The 17,777-nt window shown below is 61.8% G+C and carries 18 protein-coding genes; 4 read left to right on the plus strand and 14 right to left on the minus strand.

Annotation, left to right across the window (positions count from 1 at the left end):
* Positions 1 to 2 precede the first annotated feature (2 nt).
* Genes WDS16_RS08305 through WDS16_RS08315 form a run of 3 tightly spaced genes read left to right on the plus strand, consistent with a single transcriptional unit; the run spans position 3 to position 2,500 of the window.
* Entirely contained in the window at positions 3 to 1,223 is a 1,221-nt protein-coding gene (locus tag WDS16_RS08305) for an IS110 family transposase (RefSeq protein ID WP_338886216.1), read from the plus strand.
* Positions 1,224 to 1,268: 45 nt separating this feature from the next.
* Positions 1,269 to 1,394 carry a hypothetical protein gene (locus tag WDS16_RS08310; RefSeq protein ID WP_338891922.1) on the plus strand — a complete coding sequence of 42 codons (126 nt, stop codon included), beginning with the start codon at positions 1,269 to 1,271 and terminating at the stop codon, positions 1,392 to 1,394.
* The gene (locus tag WDS16_RS08315; protein ID WP_338891923.1) at positions 1,391 to 2,500 is read left to right on the plus strand and encodes a PQQ-binding-like beta-propeller repeat protein; all 1,110 of its coding nucleotides are present in this window, start codon (positions 1,391 to 1,393) and stop codon (positions 2,498 to 2,500) included. Before WDS16_RS08310 ends, WDS16_RS08315 begins: the two co-directional genes overlap by 4 nt.
* 225 nt (positions 2,501 to 2,725) lie before the next feature.
* On the opposite strand, the gene WDS16_RS08320 is transcribed toward WDS16_RS08315, so the two are convergent.
* The 14 genes from WDS16_RS08320 to WDS16_RS08385 all read right to left on the minus strand — a co-directional run bounded on the left by WDS16_RS08320 (position 2,726) and on the right by WDS16_RS08385 (position 17,093).
* Positions 2,726 to 3,280: an RES family NAD+ phosphorylase gene (locus tag WDS16_RS08320; RefSeq protein WP_338891925.1), complete on the minus strand. Its 555-nt coding sequence runs from the start codon at positions 3,278 to 3,280 to the stop codon at positions 2,726 to 2,728.
* 88 nt (positions 3,281 to 3,368) lie between these two features.
* Entirely contained in the window at positions 3,369 to 3,593 is a 225-nt protein-coding gene (locus tag WDS16_RS08325) for a hypothetical protein (RefSeq protein ID WP_338891927.1), read from the minus strand.
* A gap of 187 nt (positions 3,594 to 3,780) precedes the next feature.
* Positions 3,781 to 4,623, minus strand: coding sequence for an IS21-like element helper ATPase IstB (istB, locus tag WDS16_RS08330; protein WP_338886008.1), 843 nt, complete (start codon positions 4,621 to 4,623; stop codon positions 3,781 to 3,783).
* Entirely contained in the window at positions 4,620 to 6,011 is a 1,392-nt protein-coding gene (locus WDS16_RS08335; protein ID WP_338886009.1) for a Mu transposase domain-containing protein, read from the minus strand. Before WDS16_RS08335 ends, istB begins: the two co-directional genes overlap by 4 nt.
* A gap of 259 nt (positions 6,012 to 6,270) precedes the next feature.
* Positions 6,271 to 7,418 (minus strand): IS3 family transposase gene (locus WDS16_RS08340; protein WP_422395690.1). Its coding sequence is split into 2 segments (ribosomal slippage): positions 6,271 to 7,151 and positions 7,151 to 7,418, totalling 1,149 coding nucleotides; the frame shifts between segments, so codons are not numbered across the junction.
* 404 nt (positions 7,419 to 7,822) lie between these two features.
* A complete protein-coding gene (locus tag WDS16_RS08345) occupies positions 7,823 to 9,130 on the minus strand; it encodes a barstar family protein (RefSeq protein WP_338891929.1) in 1,308 nt (435 codons plus the stop codon).
* A gap of 277 nt (positions 9,131 to 9,407) precedes the next feature.
* Complete coding sequence (locus tag WDS16_RS08350) at positions 9,408 to 9,701, minus strand: hypothetical protein (RefSeq protein WP_338891931.1); 294 nt, start codon at positions 9,699 to 9,701, stop codon at positions 9,408 to 9,410.
* 600 nt (positions 9,702 to 10,301) lie between these two features.
* The gene (locus tag WDS16_RS08355; RefSeq protein ID WP_338891932.1) at positions 10,302 to 11,312 is read right to left on the minus strand and encodes a hypothetical protein; all 1,011 of its coding nucleotides are present in this window, start codon (positions 11,310 to 11,312) and stop codon (positions 10,302 to 10,304) included.
* Between the two features lie 137 nt (positions 11,313 to 11,449).
* A complete protein-coding gene (locus WDS16_RS08360; protein WP_338891934.1) occupies positions 11,450 to 11,878 on the minus strand; it encodes a hypothetical protein in 429 nt (142 codons plus the stop codon).
* Between the two features lie 128 nt (positions 11,879 to 12,006).
* Positions 12,007 to 13,269: a hypothetical protein gene (locus WDS16_RS08365; protein WP_338891936.1), complete on the minus strand. Its 1,263-nt coding sequence runs from the start codon at positions 13,267 to 13,269 to the stop codon at positions 12,007 to 12,009.
* A gap of 232 nt (positions 13,270 to 13,501) precedes the next feature.
* Positions 13,502 to 13,975 carry a DIP1984 family protein gene (locus tag WDS16_RS08370; protein ID WP_338891938.1) on the minus strand — a complete coding sequence of 158 codons (474 nt, stop codon included), beginning with the start codon at positions 13,973 to 13,975 and terminating at the stop codon, positions 13,502 to 13,504.
* Between the two features lie 676 nt (positions 13,976 to 14,651).
* The gene (locus tag WDS16_RS08375) at positions 14,652 to 15,716 is read right to left on the minus strand and encodes an IS630 family transposase (RefSeq protein ID WP_338885902.1); all 1,065 of its coding nucleotides are present in this window, start codon (positions 15,714 to 15,716) and stop codon (positions 14,652 to 14,654) included.
* A 271-nt stretch (positions 15,717 to 15,987) separates the two neighbouring features.
* The gene (locus WDS16_RS08380) at positions 15,988 to 16,284 is read right to left on the minus strand and encodes a DUF503 domain-containing protein (RefSeq protein WP_338891941.1); all 297 of its coding nucleotides are present in this window, start codon (positions 16,282 to 16,284) and stop codon (positions 15,988 to 15,990) included.
* Between the two features lie 263 nt (positions 16,285 to 16,547).
* The gene (locus WDS16_RS08385) at positions 16,548 to 17,093 is read right to left on the minus strand and encodes a hypothetical protein (RefSeq protein WP_338891943.1); all 546 of its coding nucleotides are present in this window, start codon (positions 17,091 to 17,093) and stop codon (positions 16,548 to 16,550) included.
* Between the two features lie 158 nt (positions 17,094 to 17,251).
* Here WDS16_RS08385 and WDS16_RS08390 point away from each other — a divergent pair, with 158 nt between their 5' ends.
* Positions 17,252 to 17,737 carry a hypothetical protein gene (locus WDS16_RS08390; RefSeq protein WP_338891945.1) on the plus strand — a complete coding sequence of 162 codons (486 nt, stop codon included), beginning with the start codon at positions 17,252 to 17,254 and terminating at the stop codon, positions 17,735 to 17,737.
* Positions 17,738 to 17,777: the final 40 nt, after the last annotated feature.

Below are 17,777 nucleotides of genomic sequence, written 5' to 3' on the forward strand. Positions count from 1 at the left end.
CCGTGATTTTCGTAGGAGACGACTGGGCCGAAGACCACCACGACATCCACGTGATGAACGCCGACGGAAAACGTTTGGCGTCCCGCCGATTACCCGAAGGTCTGGCAGGCATCAGCGGGTTTCACGACGTGGTGGCCTCCCATGCCCGCGAACCTGCCGACGTCGTCGTCGGCATCGAAACCGACCGAGGCATGTGGGTATCGGCTCTGCTCGCAGCTGGATACACCGTCTACGCGATCAACCCGCTCGCCGCCGCACGCTACCGAGACCGCCACCACCTCTCGGGTGCGAAATCCGACGCCGGTGACGCCAAACTCTTGGCCGACCTGGTGCGCACCGACCGACACAACCACCGCACCATCGCCGGTGACACCGCAGACGCCGCCGCGATCAAGGTGTTGGCCCGCGGGCACCAGAACCTGATCTGGTCCCGCAACCGACAAATCAATGCACTGCGCTCAGCGCTCCTCGAGTACTACCCCGCCGCACTCGAAGCATTCAACAGTCTCCACCACCGCGACGCGGTCGCCGTCCTCTCGCGTGCCGCCTCGCCCGCCGAAGCGGCACACCTGAGTGCAGCGAGCATCCGAGCGATACTGAAAAGGGCAGGGCGGCAACGCAATATCGAATCACGAGCTGCAGAGATCCAAGCTGCGCTACGCACCGAGCACCTCGCAGCACCGCCGCCCGTTGCGGCTGCATTCGCGGCCACCACCCGCTCGGCGGTAGCGCTGATCGCGGAACTGAACCGTCAGATCGGCGACCTCGAAGCCGAACTCGCACGCCATTTTGAAGCACACCCGGACGCCGACATCTACCTCTCCCTGCCAGGACTCGGTGTCATCCTCGGCGCCCGGGTGCTCGGTGAATTCGGTGACGACGTCAACCGGTACACCACCGCCAAGTCTCGCAAAAATTACGCCGGAACGTCACCGCTGACGATCGCGTCCGGCAAAAAACGGGCCGTTCTGTCCAGGCACGTGCGCAACCGGCGGCTCTACGACGCAATCGACCAATGGGCATTCTGCGCCATAAGCCAAAGCCCGGGAGCTCGCGCGTTCTACGACCAACACCGCACCGCCGGGGACCTCCACCACCAAGCACTCCGCGCGCTCGCCAACCGACTCGTCGGACTACTGCACGGCTGCCTACGACATCGCACCAAATACGACGAACACATCGCCTGGGCACACCGAACTGAACAACAACCCACCGCCGCTTGACAAATTACGGCCCTGGGATGTCTGACCCGTCCCGACGGAGTGCAGGTGTCCGCGCGATCGACAGCCGACGTCGAACCCGGACTACAGACCGCACCGCTCTCGCTGCCCGAACCACTGGGATACGACGTACTAGACGCGCTGACGCAAACACCGATCGCGATGTGGCCGTGACCGATTCGGAACCCAGGGGGTACGGCCGCGCCGGAACTGTGCGTGCCGGGGTTGCCGTCGCGGTTGCGGTGGTGGCAGTCGCTGCGGCGGTGATCGTGTTGGTCACCCACCAGCGGCCGACGGCTGAACCTTCCGACGCTGCCTCTGCGGTGTCGTCGCCCCAGCAGGCAGCGACAACGACGGAGGTGTCGTCCGCACCGGAGCACGACCCGCGGTGGCAGATCGACTCCGCGGAGGTGTACGGGCGCGACTTCGCGGCCTTCGTCGCACCGACGACGAGTCTGCAGTTCGACTCCGGCACCAACGCAGTCATCGACGCCGGCGATGTTCTTGTCGCCGCGGTCGGCCTACCAAACCCCCGCACGTATCTGCTCGACGACGCCCGGTTGGTGGGGATCGCCGCATCGGACGGAGCTGTGTTGTGGTCGGTGTCGCCGGACGGCGGTCTGAACAGTTGCGCCGGCACACCAGTTCGGGGCGAAATCCTCTGTCTCGATTCGTATTCGAACAGTCCGGCGTTCGTCGCGATCGGTGTACGGGACGGTGCGGTTCGGCGGGTGCCGATTCCTACGGGCTGGTTCCCGTACGCGATCGAATCCGACGACACCTCGATCTACGTCCTGGAAGGCAACCCGGAGGACAGCGAATCAAACCTGCACGGCGGTGACGTCGACGCCCTGGCCGCCGCGTGGTCACTGCCGATCACCGCGTTCGCGCCGTACGAAGGACTGGACGAAACAATGATTCATATCGACGGTGGATATGGTGTCGTCACCCTCGGCGGCGAGGCGGCGTTCTTCGAACCCCGCACCGGTGCAGCGATCGACGGTCTCGAACTACGTTCGGATACATCGGTTGTCGACACCGAAATGGGGAAAGAGGTGTGGCACCTTCAGGAGCCGTTCGCAGGATCGACGACTGTGGGGGAGACCGTGTACACGTCCACGGGTTCCTCGGTGATCGCGTCCGCGGCCGACACCGGAGATGATAAATGGGTTTGGCCGGTGCCGACCGATGCGAGCGGCTCGACGGTGTCCGGGTCCATCGTGGGGACCGAGTTCGGCGTGTACTTCCTCTCCTCTGCATTCGTAGTCCAGCTTGAGTAGCTCGGGGCGCGACACGACGGTTTTCAACTTGTCGACGGGATTGAGCGGTGGCGGTCAGATGAAGGTCCGAAACAGATATGTATTGACGCTGCGGTAACTGTCGTTCACGCACTGCTTGCTGCGCCGAGACTGTCGGCTGTTCGAATGGCTCCGGCGGAGCGCGGGTACACCGTTGAATGAATGAATGACGGCGGCCGAGCTCGTGTGTGCTCCACCACCCGGTCGTCAGCCTGAGAGAGACGGTGGGACGGGGAGAACGGTGATGCCGGTGTCGCGTTGTAGCGCCTCGATCAGGTCTGGTCGTTCGGAGAGCGTGTCGGTCTCGGTCACCGCATAGCTCTGCGGATTCTCGCCGGCGGATGTGTGGGCGCCGGCGGTGTCGAAGAGGCTTAGACAGGCGTGGGTATGTGCGAGGTCGTGCCGCGCCCAGTATCGGATCCCGGCGAATCCTGCACTGCGAAGCGCCGACGCCCACAGCTGTGTCAGCCGGTATTTCCCGGTGCTGAATATCTCTGCGGTGACGCCGAATTGCGCGGCACTGTTCGATGTCAGATCCGCGAGTACACGCGTGTCGGTTGCCTGAAGGCGTTTGACTGCGCGGGTGCTGAGCTCGGTGCTCGGGACGACCCGCATTCCGCCCCACGTTTCGAGAAGGGTGATCTGTTCGGACTCGGCGGTGAAGCAGGTGCCGTAGGTGCCTGCGAGGTCGAAGCGCCCGTGTCCACCGTTCGCGAACCACAACGGCCCGCGGGCAGCGCTGTGGCAACGGAATACCTCCATGTCGGCCTGAACTGTGAAGGCGGGGAATCGATCACGGAGGTGATCCGGCGGGGGAGGGGAGAGGAGGTGCAGTGCGGTAGCGGCTCGCTCACGCGGCGAGCTGCTCGGTCGCTGCGCGAGCGAGATCGGCGACCGACGGCCCGTCACCGTCGAGCAGTGCCTGCCGGGGCGTACGTCCGCCGAGTTCGGGTTGCTCGGTCATCAGCCACGACGCGACCATCCACCCACCCACGTCGGCACGTGCCCACACCCGCAGAACATCTTTGATTCCGAGGATCGGCCGTGCAGGCATGTTGTCGTCGAACTCTGCCACGGAGTACCCCCTGACTTGCAAACAAGGATCCTTTGCGTCGCTTGCGAATCCACCAGCATCTCGGTGCATCAAGACAGTTCCACAAGGAGGTGGCGCGCCGTAGATCTTTCGATATGTTGTCCTGTTGACGGCGCTCATCGAATTTCCCTGATCGTGCTCAATGAAATTCCCTACCCGTGAGCGGTCTTCACTGTAGTGGTTGGCGGGTTCCGGTGGTGGCTTTGCGGAGCTTCTCCGATCTGGCGTTGTGGTCTCGTAGGCGGTAGGAATCGCCGTCGAGGTTGAGCACGACCGATCGATGTAGAAGTCGGTCGAGCATGGCTGCGGCGACGGTGTTGTCTCCGAGCACTTCACCCCAGGATCCGACGCCACGGTTGGTGGTCATCACGATCGATGTCTTCATATACCGTTGCGAGACAACTTGAAACAGCGCTGATGCTGCCTCACCGGGTAGCGGTAGGTATCCGAGTTCGTCGACGACGAGAAGTGTCGGTCCGGCATAGAACCGCATCGTCGTGGCCCACCGGCCCTCCAACGCAGCTCGGTGGCAGCGGGCGGCGAGATCGGCTGCGGTGGTGAAATACGTCCGATACCCAGCGTGTGCTGCGGCTCTCGCCAACCCGACGGACAGGTGCGTCTTCCCGACCCCGGGCGGTCCGATGAGCAGCACGTTCGTCGCTGTTTCGAGGTATCGGCAGGTCGCTAGCTCCTCGATGAGCTTGCGGTCGACACCGGCAGCGGCGTCGTAGTCGAAGTCCTCGAGCGAGGCTGGTGTCGGTAGGCATGCGAACCGAAGTCTTCCGGTCAACCGGCGGGCTTCGGTGGCCTCGACCTCGATCGAGAGCAACCGGTCCAGCGCCGCGGTCATCGACAGTTCCTCGGCTGCGGCTTGGTCGAGGACCGACGGTAGCGCTTCGGCCGCGTCGTGCAGTTTCAGCACTGCGAGATGTCCGCGCAAGCGTTGGTAGAGGCTCGCTGCTTCGGCGGTGTTCGGTGCCGGTATCCGGTCGGTGGATTTGTTGTCGGTCATGACAGGGTGTTCCTTCCGTGCGCGGCGCGTTCGTAGATCGAGAGGTCGTAGACGATTGCATCGCTCGTGTCGGATTCAGTTGCACCACTGCCGGCCTCGTTCAACTCTGCGTGCGTGGGGTGTGCTGTTCCGGTGGCGGTTCGCAGGATGTCCGCTGCAGCGAGAGACTCGGGTCCGGGTGGGATGCGTTCCTTGCGGCGGTGCGGGCGACCGGTGTTGGCGCCGGCCATCGCCGCTTGTTCGAGGGCGTAGATGTGGCCGTGATCGCGGACCATCGCACCGGTTCCGTCTGCTGCCAGCCGGTGTCTGGCGATGGTGATGTTCGAGGGGGTGACGATGTCGATGACATCGGTTCCGAGGACTTGGGTGACCGTCACGGTGGCCGATGCGAGCTCGGGAGGGACGGAGTAGCGGTTGCCGCGATAGGACACCAACGCCTGCCGGGAGACCACTCGTTCGGTGGTCACGATCGCCGGATAGGTGGTCGCTGGCATCGGGTGCAGTCCTTCGGAGGTGGCGAGCGTTGCTACCGATGTTTTGCCGTCTTTCGTCGCTCGCAGACGGGTATCGCCGCGGAGACTACAGAACCGATCGAGGCTGGCTTGGGCTTGCTCGACCGTCAGATCGTCGGCCAGTGTTCTCCACCAACGCTGTGCTGCAGTGTGATTGGACTTCTCTACTGCACCTTTGCGGTTCCCGCGCCTCGGTGGGCAGATCGCGACGGACACACCGTAATGTTTGGCGACGCCGGCGAAGCTGGCGGTGATCCGACCCGATTCGGGAAGACACACGGTCGCCATTCGGTCGAACCGCCACACCCTGCTCACCCCGCCGAGGCCCCGGCAGATCCGGTCGAGCCCGTCGACGACACGCGGCTGAGTCATCTCGGGTGCAAGGATTCCGCGCCATTTCCCCGAGCACGCCAAGGTCCCGACGAACAGATGTGCCATCGATCCCCATCCCCACGAGGCAGGTGGGTTGGGCAGATCGACCCAATCCCATTGTGTCTCTTCACCCGGCGGGTGTTCGATGACAGCGTTGGGTCTTTCGGTGGCGGTCAGGCAGGCTTGGCAGATCGGGCGTAGTCCCAACTCGCGGATCTTGCGGGAGAGCGTTTGATACGACATCGCGTAGCCAAGGTCCTCGAGCTCGTCGCAGAGCGTGCGCACCCACAAGTGGGGGTCGTCGAGTAGCCGTGCGGTGACGTAGGCGAGGAACACCTCGAACGGGTCCGGGATGCTGCGTTTGCGCACTCCGGGGGTGGTGGTGCCGTTCAGATACGACCGGATCGTCTTCGGGTCTCGGCCGGTGTGTCGGGCGATCGCAGCGGTCGTCCACCCGCGTTTCTTCAGGGCCTGTATTTCCACATCTTCCTCCTGTGTAAGCATGAGGAGCGGGTCTCCTTCGATAGCTGGTGTGTGGTCAGAGACCATCAGCTTCGGTGGAGACCCGCCCTCGTTGGCGATGCCACACGGGTAGGGAATTTCGATAAGCGAAACTAGGGAATTTCAGCGAGCGCCGTCACTGTGTCCGCTCGGCGGCAGTAGCCCACACCTAGTTCAACCAGTGGGCTCTGGGTTTTCGAGGCCACTTGGCAGGTCCCCGATAGTCGGGCCACCGTGTTCTAGAGCCACGGTGTGATTGATTTCAGTCGATCTCGCAACCCTCGACCGGTTGGTGGTTGTGGGTGCATTGGGCAGCGTACTCGGACGGCGTGAGGTAGCCGAGTGATGAGTGCCGGTGTCGATGGTTGTGGTCGTCTTTGAAGTCCTCGATCACCACCCTCGCTTCGAGAAGGCTCGTCCAGTGATTGCGGTTCAGGCACTCCTTCCGTAGTCGGTTGTTGAACGATTCGATGTGTCCGTTGTTCCACGGCGTCCCCGGCGGGATGTAGGAGATACCGACACGGTCGCGACAGAACTGTTGCAGCACATGCGAAATGAACTCCGGACCGTTGTCCATTCTCAGGACCATCGGCGGTCCGTCCCACAGCGCGAACGTCTTGTCGAGCTCGTCGGTCAGTCGTTGCGCGGTGATCGAGCGCTCCACGATGTTCAACAGGGACTGCCGGGTGTGTTCGTCGATCATCGACGCGATCTTGATCGCTTTCCCATCCACCGTGGAGTCGAACTGAAAATCCATAGCCCACACCACTTTCGGCGCATCGGCTTCGATCTGCGGGCAGGAGCTGATGCCGGCGCGTTTGCGGGGATGATAGATCCGAACCTGCAGACCCTCCTCCTTCCAGAGCCGGTGCACCTTCTTCTTGTTCACCGACATGCCCTGGTCGTGCCTCAGATGCGCCCAGGCGCGACGGAAGCCGTGCAGTGGATGCGAGCCTGCGTATGTCCGCAGCGACGCCCTCAGGGCCGCGTCGGGATCCGCGGGTGTGTCGGCGATCGGTGTTCGTGCGTAGGTGGAGCGGGCAAGCCCAACAGCTTTGCACGCCAGACGTTTCGACAGACTCATGGTGTTGACGAGCATGTCGACGGCGCGGCGCTTGGCGGCTGGGCTCAGAATTTTCCCTTCGCTACCTCCCGCAGTGCGTCCTTCTCCAGCTCGGCCTCGGCGAGCAGGCGTTTGAGCTTGCCGTTCTGCTCGCGCAGCTCCTTGAGTTCCTTCGCGGCATCGGTGTCCATCCCGCCGTACTGACGCCGCCAGTTGTACAACGTCGCCGCCGACACCTCGAGCTCCGCCGCGATCTCCTCTTGCGTCTTGCCTGCAGCGGTCAGCTCATCGGCACGGCGCAGTTTGCGCACGATGTCCTCGGCAGAGTTGCGCTTCCGTCCAGCCATGTTCTCCATCGTCCTATCCGCCCACTTCAGGGGCAACAAGACTCTAAAACGAGATGGCCCCGTTCACCGGGGACACGCCACACTCATGAGGCGAGCTAGCTTCTGATGAAGGCGCACGCGTACTGTTTCATCGAATGCAGCATGCAGAACTTTGCTGGTAACCCCGCGCATCGAAACTGGTCGTATTGCTTCGATGCCGCAACGCATCCGCTGTCAGGGGTCCCTGACGGCGGCGTGGCTTGACATAAAACCGGCTTATCGGTCATAGATCCGAACGGGACGCAAGTCGACGTAAGACCGTGGCCGCGATTTGACCCAATACCGGTTTATCGGTTCCCCGCGGCCGCGAGCTGACGGAAGACGCGATTATCGACTGTCTGCGGCAGGGGCTTCGGATCCAGTACTCAGGCGAGGTCCGGGTAGAAATCGAGCGCAAATTCGAGGTCCGGGCCTGCGGCAATCCTGTCTCTCATCTGCACGAACTGCAGCTTCGCCGCCGTCACTGCATGATAAATCTCTTCACCGAGCACACTCCAGTCACCGCGGCCACGGACGCCGATGCTCACATAGACCAGATCCTGACCGGGCGTGCGTTGGGGACCAGAGCTGGAATGAAACGCCTCGAATTCGGTTGTGCGCTTCGATGATGCGACCTCGATGCGCAGTTGGTGGCGCCCGATCTCTTCGAGCAACGGCGCTACCGACGAGCGCAGATCGGCTGCGTACTGTTCGGCTTCGGCGGGTGCTGCGTAGATGTCGAAACCGAATACGACGATGACCGACTCGTCGAACGGCCGAGGCGGATCGGGTGGAGACTCACTCACGCTCACGCCGAAGACTCCCATGCCTCCCACCCGGTCAAAATCACGGTTGGACGTCTCGATCAGACACAGCATGGCGTGCCCGTACAGTGCCGCCAGTCGCGCCTGACGGGCGAAGATGTCGAGCACGAGGAGCGCCGTACGTCTGTCGAGTTGGAGCAGGGAATCGAACCCGGCGATCGTTACCACCGTTCCGGCGCTGTGCGGGTCACTGCCGTAGCTGTAGCGGCTTACGTCGCTGAGGACGTCGTTGAGAGCATCGAGATTGCGGCCGTAATAGGCCGGGAACGACATCGTCTCGGCGAATGCCGTGTGCATGTCAGCGACGTCGCTCCACGAACCGGCGTCGAAGGTGTGGATCAGGTAATTGAGGTCGGCGAGGTTGCTGGCCGCCGTGTCGAGAGTGAACCGGTCTCGGCACGTGTGAACGAAACCGTTCTGCAGTAGTCCCCAGTCGAACCCTTGCCGTTGCAGGTTGAAGACTTCGTCATCGGTGGGATCGAACACGACCGACCGGCTGGACGTCTCGAGTGGCGTCGGCCGCATCGACACCTTCATATGGCCGAGATCCTCGTAGGAAAGGTACTCGCCGCTGAACACGATGTACTTCCAGTCACCCTCGATCCACTCGTACCGAGTCAAAGTGCGGTCGAGTTCGGCCATCGTCGCGGCCGTATCCCCTCCAGGGGTGCCCTCTGTTGGCACTCTCGCCAGGTAGGGGTTGCCCTCGATGGGGAGTTGCACGATGACAGCACCAGTCTCGAGGTCACCGCCGACGACCTCGGCGTCTAATCGGCCAGGCCACCAACGTGGCAGCGGCATCTCCAAATCAGTGAGCTTCTCCTTGTCGATCCGACTGGCCGGCTGATCCTGTGACGAGGGCATCGACATATACCCGAGCATGTCACGAGAACGACGCGTCGGCGCTCCAGGTATGTGCGATACAGATGGGCGCGGTGACACTTGGCCGACGCGAGGAATGGGCTCGGCCCGCCGCCGCTGGGTTCGTCTTATGCTGCTGATTACGGATCGACACCAGGACGGACTGCTCGAAGACTACTTTCCGGTCGGTGCCGTTGCTGCTCAGGCTTATTCTCCATCGGCCCGTCGATACACCTCCAGGCACCGAGAACTGTCGGAACAATACGGTGACCTCTCGTCGACTAGATCAACGGTGGCAGAGAGATCCGATGTCAGCAACCACGGTCTCTCCGTGCGGGTCGACGCAACGGGCGCCACCCTCGTCTGCCTGCGGCGTCAACAAATACCGCCCCAAACTGAGCCACTGCACGAATTCGTATCCAGCAAAATGCGTTTGCACCGTATCCGCCACCCATGCGTCAGCGTCGGTGTAGGCCGCGTCCATCGACATGCCTTCGCCGCGACCGAACCCACCGAAGCCGTCTGCGCTGTACCAGCCGATGGTCACGGTGCAGGCGGGGTCGATCTCTAACTCCCACATGAGCCGATGCATTTCCACCTCACGCCCCACCCGGAGACACTTCAAGTCGCGTGCGACGGCGTCGAGCGCACGCATCCACGGCCCAGGCGGGTCGCACTCGGGATTGTCGGCCGGCTGATCACGCGTGTCAGCTACCCGGACTCCACGGGCAGACACACTCGGCCGTCGACGGCCACCCTCGGACCCGTTCGTCCGGGACAAACCGATTTCCGGCTCGGCTAGGCTCCTTTCGGGCCCGCAACTGGCGGTGCGTGGGGACGGGTTTCGATGGGCCCGCCACAGGACCGTCCTTGGACCCGTGAAGCTGGAATACCCGTCCAGCTCGAGACCGAAGCTCACCCCTGACGAAACTGCGCACACAGAGCACCCCACGACGACCACCCGCACACGCCGAGCCACCGACATCGAAAATAGTTCGCCGCACGAGGCGAATCACTTGAGCGACGACACCACGCAGCGTTCGGCAGTCGACATCGGTGAGCGCAGCGTCCTACGACGCACGCTACGACCCTGCAGGTGCACCCGCCCGTGAACTCACAGACCTCGTGGTCACAGCGGTCAGATCACGACCCCGCGTGCCATGGGCGCCGCCTGAACACGTCATAGTGGTCCATACGCGAACATTTCCCGCCAATGGGGGATCAGTCCACTTGCCCACTGAACGGGTGTCGTTGGCGTGACCATTGCCGGGTAGCTCCAGCTGCGCTCGTGATTCGGTGATAACTCACCAGCGATTGGCTCCGCGTCGGGTATCGGGAAGGTCCTGTGAAAGATTCCATCTCGTCCGCGCCGGCGGTATTGAAGCGTCCCGGTCGTTCCGGTCAGGTCGAGGGCTTCGGGGATGAATCCCGTGTCTACGTTTCCACGAATGCACAGAGCGGTGCCCAGCGCTGCGAAGGCTGGCATCGATCCTGGATTCGGATTAACCGTTGTCACTGCCAGTTCCCATCGACCGTCCGAGTCGATGCCGGGCGGCCGATACGAGGCGGCATCGACGAAGGAGCCGTGCTCGGCGAGGTGGGCACTCAGGGTGTGGTTCGGCGCGACCGGTTCGACTTTGCGCACAGTGCGCGCATCATTCAGATCCACTCTTGCCCAGTCGAAATCAGTCGGTGCCAGTAGTGCCGTACCCGAGCGGTCGACGACGACTGCGAACCGGAACATCGTTGCAGGCGCATCGAAATCGACCTTATTTCTGTAGTCGACCCGGTAGGCGTAGTCCGCCCATTCGTCGCCCAGCGCGGCCCGCATCCAACCTTCGGCCTCGATGGACGTGATCGGTGTGGATGCGTGCGCCAGGCTTCGGATGTGGGGTGAATCGAACCCGCCGACCTTGATCCGCATCAGGTGCGGCGCAGCGTCCGACGGGAACGTGCCGAGGTCGCTCGTGTGTGGATAAAAGCTGTGCCCAACAGCGACAGTAGTATCCGGACCTGCCTGTAGTGCAGTTCCCTGCAAATGCTCGCCGGGTGCGATGCGCTCGTCCAGCTCGAGGTCGGAAGCAACCTGACGTTCGATCACACCTCGGATGCGTTGGACCCGTTCAGGATGACGGCGACGGACGGTGTCGGCCAGAGACGCCGCACCACGTGCACGATCAGCGGGTGACATTCTTTCGTGGGTTCGTCATCACCACATCATATGGTGCAGCGCTCGTGAAGGCCTTGTATTTGGGGACCGGCGGACGTGCAGGGGTCCGGCGAATAATGCCGTATGTAAATACGGCTGTGTCCCATGGCCACGGTGGGCTACTGGTGTGTCGGTGGGCCAGCGGCAAACCGGGCGGCCAACCGTGCGTAATCATCATGCGAAACTTTGACCAAGCCTGGAACTCCTACATCGGTCCTGTCCCCGTGCTGCAGGGGTTCACAGCAAAATCCGTCCGCGAAGCTAGCGGGCTCTTCTTCCAGGCCGGCCCATTCCACTCTGACGTGTTGAGGCGTGGCATCGTAAATAATTCCTGGATGGCCGCGTCTGAGGACCTTTATGGTGCTGTTCGGGTTGTAGATTCCTTGGGAACTATCTGGTCCCGAGTAAGCGACGTACTGACCAGCAACGAGGTCTGAAACATCGAGCCAGTCGGGGAGTTGTTCGTAGATGCCGCTGTAGGTGACCTCGGCGTCGTCCCCTTCATTCACATCACTCATGTATCCAGTCAACACCACGCGTGCCGACATCGAGCAACAACCCTGCGTATCAAAACTGGCCGTACTGGCTTTACGCTGACGACACTCGCGAGTCTGGCCGCAGTACTGATCGACGACGCACGGCCGGTCTCGCAACAGCAGCGACGTTGACTGACGGGCTACGTCGTGGGGACGACGTCGTACACGAACCGGCCTCGTCCGTCCGGTGCGAACCCGAGATCTTCGAGCACTGGATGATCGAGATGCGTGACGATGTACCGCGCCCCGGTATCGACGGCTTTGCTAAGGGCCACCCACGCCAGCCGGCGCAACTCGGGAGTAGGAATGTCGGGTCGTGCGTCAAACTGATAGAGAACTGCTATCTCGTCAGCCTGCAACGATGACACGGCATGTGCGACGCATTCTCCTCCTCGCTGAAGATGCAGACGGAGCGGATCTTTGATGTCGTCGCGCAGGTGGTACTCGGTGCCGCCGCCCCGATCCGCCTTGCCGAGGTGGACGATGCCGTCGACTACAGTTCGTGTCGCCCGCACCATGTAGCCGGTGTGGAACTCCTCGCTCAGCTCCTGTGCGGCCGTAGACATCCATGCCGACGGGTTGTGGCCTGGTGGGCTCGTGAAGTCACTGTCGAACTGGGGGATACGAACTGTGGTTGAGAAAGTGTTCGGGTTCCTCTTCCATCGGAAGTGAATCTGCAGTGAAGTTTCTTCGACGACGAGACGCACAGTCTGGAAGTCGGTCGTGACCGCTCCGCGACGTCGAAAGATTCGGCGGGCGGACTCGACGGCGTCGCGGGCGACGGGTGTGAGGCTCTCGGTGTCGCCGACGACATCGATCGTCCAGCCTCCGTCCGGGTCGGTGCGTGCATCGCGGAAGGTAGAGGTGTCGATATACGGCCCGCAAGACGCCAGATGTTCTCGTACAGAGTCGTTCACCGCGTGCAACTTTCGGGGTTCGGATCGGGTGTAGAAGATCAGTCCCCAGCGAAAGTTGTCGGGCGCGAGCATCGGTTCGTCGTGATTGTCGACGAGGACGACGAACCACTTTTGGTGCGGTGGTATTTGGCTTCGAAGGCGATCGGGGATCTGCACGTCGAGTTGGTAGGCGTAGTCGGATAGTTTCTCTCCGAACGCGACTCGGGCCCAAGCTTCGGCTTCGTCATCGGAGAGTGGGGTTCGCACCCGACCCGGCCGATTCTGGCCTGGCTCGTGGGGATAGGCGTGAACGACGGCGGTGAGGGCAAACGGTTTCACATTGTTCGGGAAAGAACCTAGGTCACCAGCGCCTCTTCTTCCGACGCGAACATCGACGCGGGTGTCCGCCACCAGTGGCGATGGGCCGGAAAGCTCGTACTGCCTTAGCTCACGCTGCGGCCTCTCCGGCATCAGCGCCTCGACCTCCGTAATCAGGTGTGGATCCATTTTTTTCCTCGTTGTTGCGGGTTTCTTCTGCCAGGTGGCCCCATGCCCACCCTCGCCATCGTTCGACCAGCACACGGTGATGAGATGTGCGCGGTTCACCGTCATGCGTGAGATGTACTGAGCTGCAGTGTTTGTTTCGGGCGCTGCTCATCGCGCAGGAGGTTGGTCGGATGTCCGCCGACCGCGGAACGTGCTCGCTCCGAACGAAAGCTACCCACTACCTGGCAGTGCGTTATTCTTCGATGAGGTCGTATTCCCAGTTGACGCTTTGTATTTCGAGATCTATGCGGCGGATCTTTGTAGCCAGGTCGTCGGCAGACACTCGAAGCTCGGATACCGGCAATGCGGAGATGTAGGTCAGCTCCGAGCGCAGTTGCCGCGGACCGTAGCGTTCTCGCTCTCGTCCCGATGCCGCGTCTGCGGCGGCGGTGATGACTTTGTGTTTGATACGTAGCACATCTCGGTGTGCGAGTGCGTCGGTGACAGTTCCGTCCCGTACCTGAGCAGCACTGTTGGTTCGGTTGATCCTACGAATCAACACTTCCAGCCTGTCGAGTGCGCCATCGAGGTCGGACAACAGTTGACCAGCATCTTCTGCCGGTGATTCGCCTTCTTGGTGCCGAGAATTGGCAAGAATCCGAACCTTCAGATGTTCGGTGCGTTGTACGAGTTCCCCTCGTTCTGCGAGGGCCTCTGCGAGTTTCATGATCTACACCCCGGTGTGTCGGCACCGAGAGCGGAAAACGTACGGGCGCTCATGCGCCTTTCGACGTATCGAATGTGTTCATAGACAACAAGTACCATAGTCAGGGCGTAGTGGTCTACCCCTAGTCTGAGCGCACGCGAGCGCCGTGGACCCCTTTACATTCTGTTGTGGGTGATGACCCGGGCTCTGACACGCGAGAACGAAACCGTCCACATCACCGGTTCGACTGCCGATTTGGTCGGGGAGAGACCGTAGATTTCGAGTCGGAGAAGGTGCATCCGGACGGTTACGGCTACCGTGGAATCAGCGTACGGCCCCGTCGAGACGGCCCAACACGGACCATCCGCGGGGAGTACGGCGGCAATCGCCATCCAGGGACTGTGATGCGAACTGTTCTAGGACCGCAATGATGATCGGCTGGGCTATCCGTCGCGTCGTACGTCCAGCCCAGCTGGCCGTTGACGATGCTCGGGCAGCCACATCTCACCGAATTCGCCGCCGGTGTCGAGGGCATCTGCTCGATCGGTGAGCATGGCGCTCAAGAAAATCCAGTGCGTCCTCGATCGTCGGCACCCACTTTCTCGAACTCGCTCACACAGCCACACAAGGAGCCTGGTCATGGAATCGACGAATAGAAGTAGCTGTCGAGGCCCGCAAATGGAATGAACTCTAGTAACTAGTGGCTCGTGTTTGAAGTCGTTTTACGGGTCGCTTTCTTGAGGATTTCCTCCGGGGTTTTGGTCCAGACGAATGGTGTGGCGCGGGTGTTCCAGCCGTTGATGAACGCACGGATTTTCGATGTCAGATCGGTGACGGAGGTGAAGACGCCGCGGCCGAGTGCTTGACGTTGGATGACCCCGAACCACACTTCGACGAGATTGAGCCACGACGCTGATGTCGGAGTGAAATGGACTGCGATGCGGGGGTTCTCGGCTAGCCAGGCTTTGACTTCGGGGGTCTTGTGGGTGGCGTAATTGTCGGCGATCAGGTGCAGCTCCTGGCTGGGGTAGGCCCGTGCGACCTGTTTGAGGAACGCCAGGTATTCGGTACTGCGGTGGCGCGGTTTGCAGGAGGCGGTGACCTTGCCGGTGGCGATATCGAGTGCTGCGAACAGTGTTGTGGTGCCATGTCGTTTGTAGTCGTGGGTGTGCCTCTCGACCGAACCGGGCTGCATCGGGAGCATCGGTTGGGTGCGGTCGAGGGCCTGGATCTGGGACTTTTCGTCCAGTGACAATACGATCGCGTTCTCGGGTGGATCGAGGTACAGACCGACGACATCGTGGACCTTGGCGACGAGCTCCGGGTCGGTGGAATATTTGAACGTCTCCGCCCGCCACGGCTGCACACCGTACTCACGCCAAGCGTTGGCTACAGCGTAGAAACTTATCCCGAGATGGTCGGCTAGCAACCTCGAACTCCAATGTGTGACACCGAGTTTCTTCGGTGGCGGCATCAACGTCGCTGTCACGATCGCCGAGTGATCGAGCGTCCGCGGCCGGCCCGATCGATGCAGGTCCGACAGGCCGTCGATGCCTCGTTCGCCGTACCGTCCACGCCAGGTGATCACCGTCGGACGCGAAACGCCGCACCTGCGTGCGATCTCCGAATTCGACACCCCATCGGCGGCGAGCAACACGATCCTCGCCCGCAACGCCAACCCTGCAGGCGCGGTCGGTGCCCGCAAGATCGCTTCGAGCTTGTCCCTGTCGCCGTCGATCAACCCGAGAGGTGCGATTCGCATCCCTCATTTTCGCATCCCGACACTGTCAAACCAATTCAAACACGCGACACTAGGTAGCTGCCGGATCGCCTGCGTGGGTTCCAGAGTGTTCCGCCTCGTCGCCGAATTAGCTCCAGGCTTCGAGCTCCAGCCTCCGCCCATCCGATGACCTGCTCGATCGAGGGGAGACGGTCCGGCTGTAAGTTCCCAAGAGTGACTGCGTGGGACACCGGAGCAACTCGATCACCGGTGTACAGGGACTTCTATTTGAAGTCCGTCCTGCGGAGTACTGCTAGACGTCGTCCACTTTAATGATTCGTCGTCGCACAGCGACTATCTGTAGTTCGGGCCTGCTCGAGACAGATCTCTCGATTCTGTCGATCACATCGGTGACGTGGTTTGCGTCCGCAGCTACGGCCGAGGCCCCGATGCACGTTCGGCGGTGCAGGTCGAGGTAGTCCACTTCTGCGGCAGCGATCGCGAACTTCCGCTGCAACTCGGAGACGACAGGGCGCACCATCGAGCGTTTCTCCTTGAGCGAATGTACGTCGCCGAGGAGGAGGTCTATTTCTATCCATCCGATCCACATATCGACCCAAGCATACGGTTGCGGCAAGATCGGCGGGGTTATCGAGTAGCAGCGAGGTGAGGTCGTCGTGGAGTGCGCAGCGCGCGCAGATTCCCGCAGCCGGCCGCCGGAGCTCAATGATTCATCAGATGCAACATGCAGACGTTTACAGGTAACCCTGCATATCAAAACTCGTCGTAATGCCCAGCGTCGACGCCCGGTGCGGATGAACAGCCGCACACCTTCGATGCAGCCCCAGAAGCGGGGCGACTCGGCAACCGATCTCAAGCCGGTCGTCGCGCCGTCAGATGTCCCGCTGCCCGGGATCCCAGAAGAAGCGCGACGATGAGGACTCGGGGCAGGTCACCGGCCTCGTAGCGGATTCGACTATCGCAGCTCTGCTGTAACCTGTTGGTGGACACTTGATCTGCGTCGAGAAGGGGCTCGCCCGATCGAGACCACGTCGCGCGCAACTGGTCCGCAGGCAGAGGGTTGAGCATTGTGCCACAGACCGCTCGTCTGTCTCCGACGCTGTCGAGGGGTACGGAGATCGTGTGGAGGACGAGCCAACCGGCAGCCACCAAAACCAGCAGGGTCGACCCACCGAGTACCGCCGAGAAGACCAAACGGAATCTACGCTGCTCTCGCCCCACCGACCACCAGCAATAATTGATGGTTACGCCGATCAATGCCACGATGATCAACCACCACCAGCCGGCCATCCGCAGCGCCAGATACAGGCACACGAGGAACACGAGCCAAAATGCCGTCGTGTACCACCACGACCGTCCCTGTCGGGACTGTCCGATCATGCGGGCCAGTGTCGTCATCTGGGCATCATGTCAGTCTTCGGGGGCGGGTACCTGCTTGGTCAGGTGTTCGACCGACTCTGCTGGTGTAGTCCAACGCCGGGAGGCGAGTTCTATGCTCACAAGTCTCAGGTGGGCTGGGACTTGTGTCCCATTAGCAAAGACGAACGAAAGGAACTATGGACAGCCTTTTCGATTGGATGCGGTACGACAGTCTGATCTGGCGATTCCCCCTCTACCAGGGTGCAGGTCAGCCGATGGGTAATCCTGAGTTCGAGCCGCCCGAAGGATGGATGCGTGCGCTCGATGCGGTCGCCCGCGATCTGAAGTCTTTTCGAGCGGGACGCGAGGTCACACTGGATCGCCTGGTGTGGGAGTTCGAGATCAACTCCGACTATCACGTGGGTATCGGTTGGGGAAGTGTCGACAGCATCGGTGGGTTCAATCGGGGCGAGGGCATGTCGATGGATGCGTCGTACGCAGACGCGGCCGCGTGGGTTGCGGAGGCAGTGCAAATGGAGCTGGCTGGTTATGAGTTCGTGCAGTGGCTGAGTAAGGGACGGCATCTGCTGAGTGCACAGGCCGGCAAAACCGGCGCGCAATGGGTCGACTTGCATGATGGAACCGTCGTCGCCGATATCGGATCCCTCTGCGGCCGATGGTAGACGCCACATCAGGTCGCGACAGCGCATAGCTGCAGATGTG

Origin of the sequence: Rhodococcus sovatensis, assembly GCF_037327425.1 — a bacterium.
Classification (GTDB): Bacteria; Actinomycetota; Actinomycetes; order Mycobacteriales; family Mycobacteriaceae; genus Rhodococcoides; species Rhodococcoides sovatense.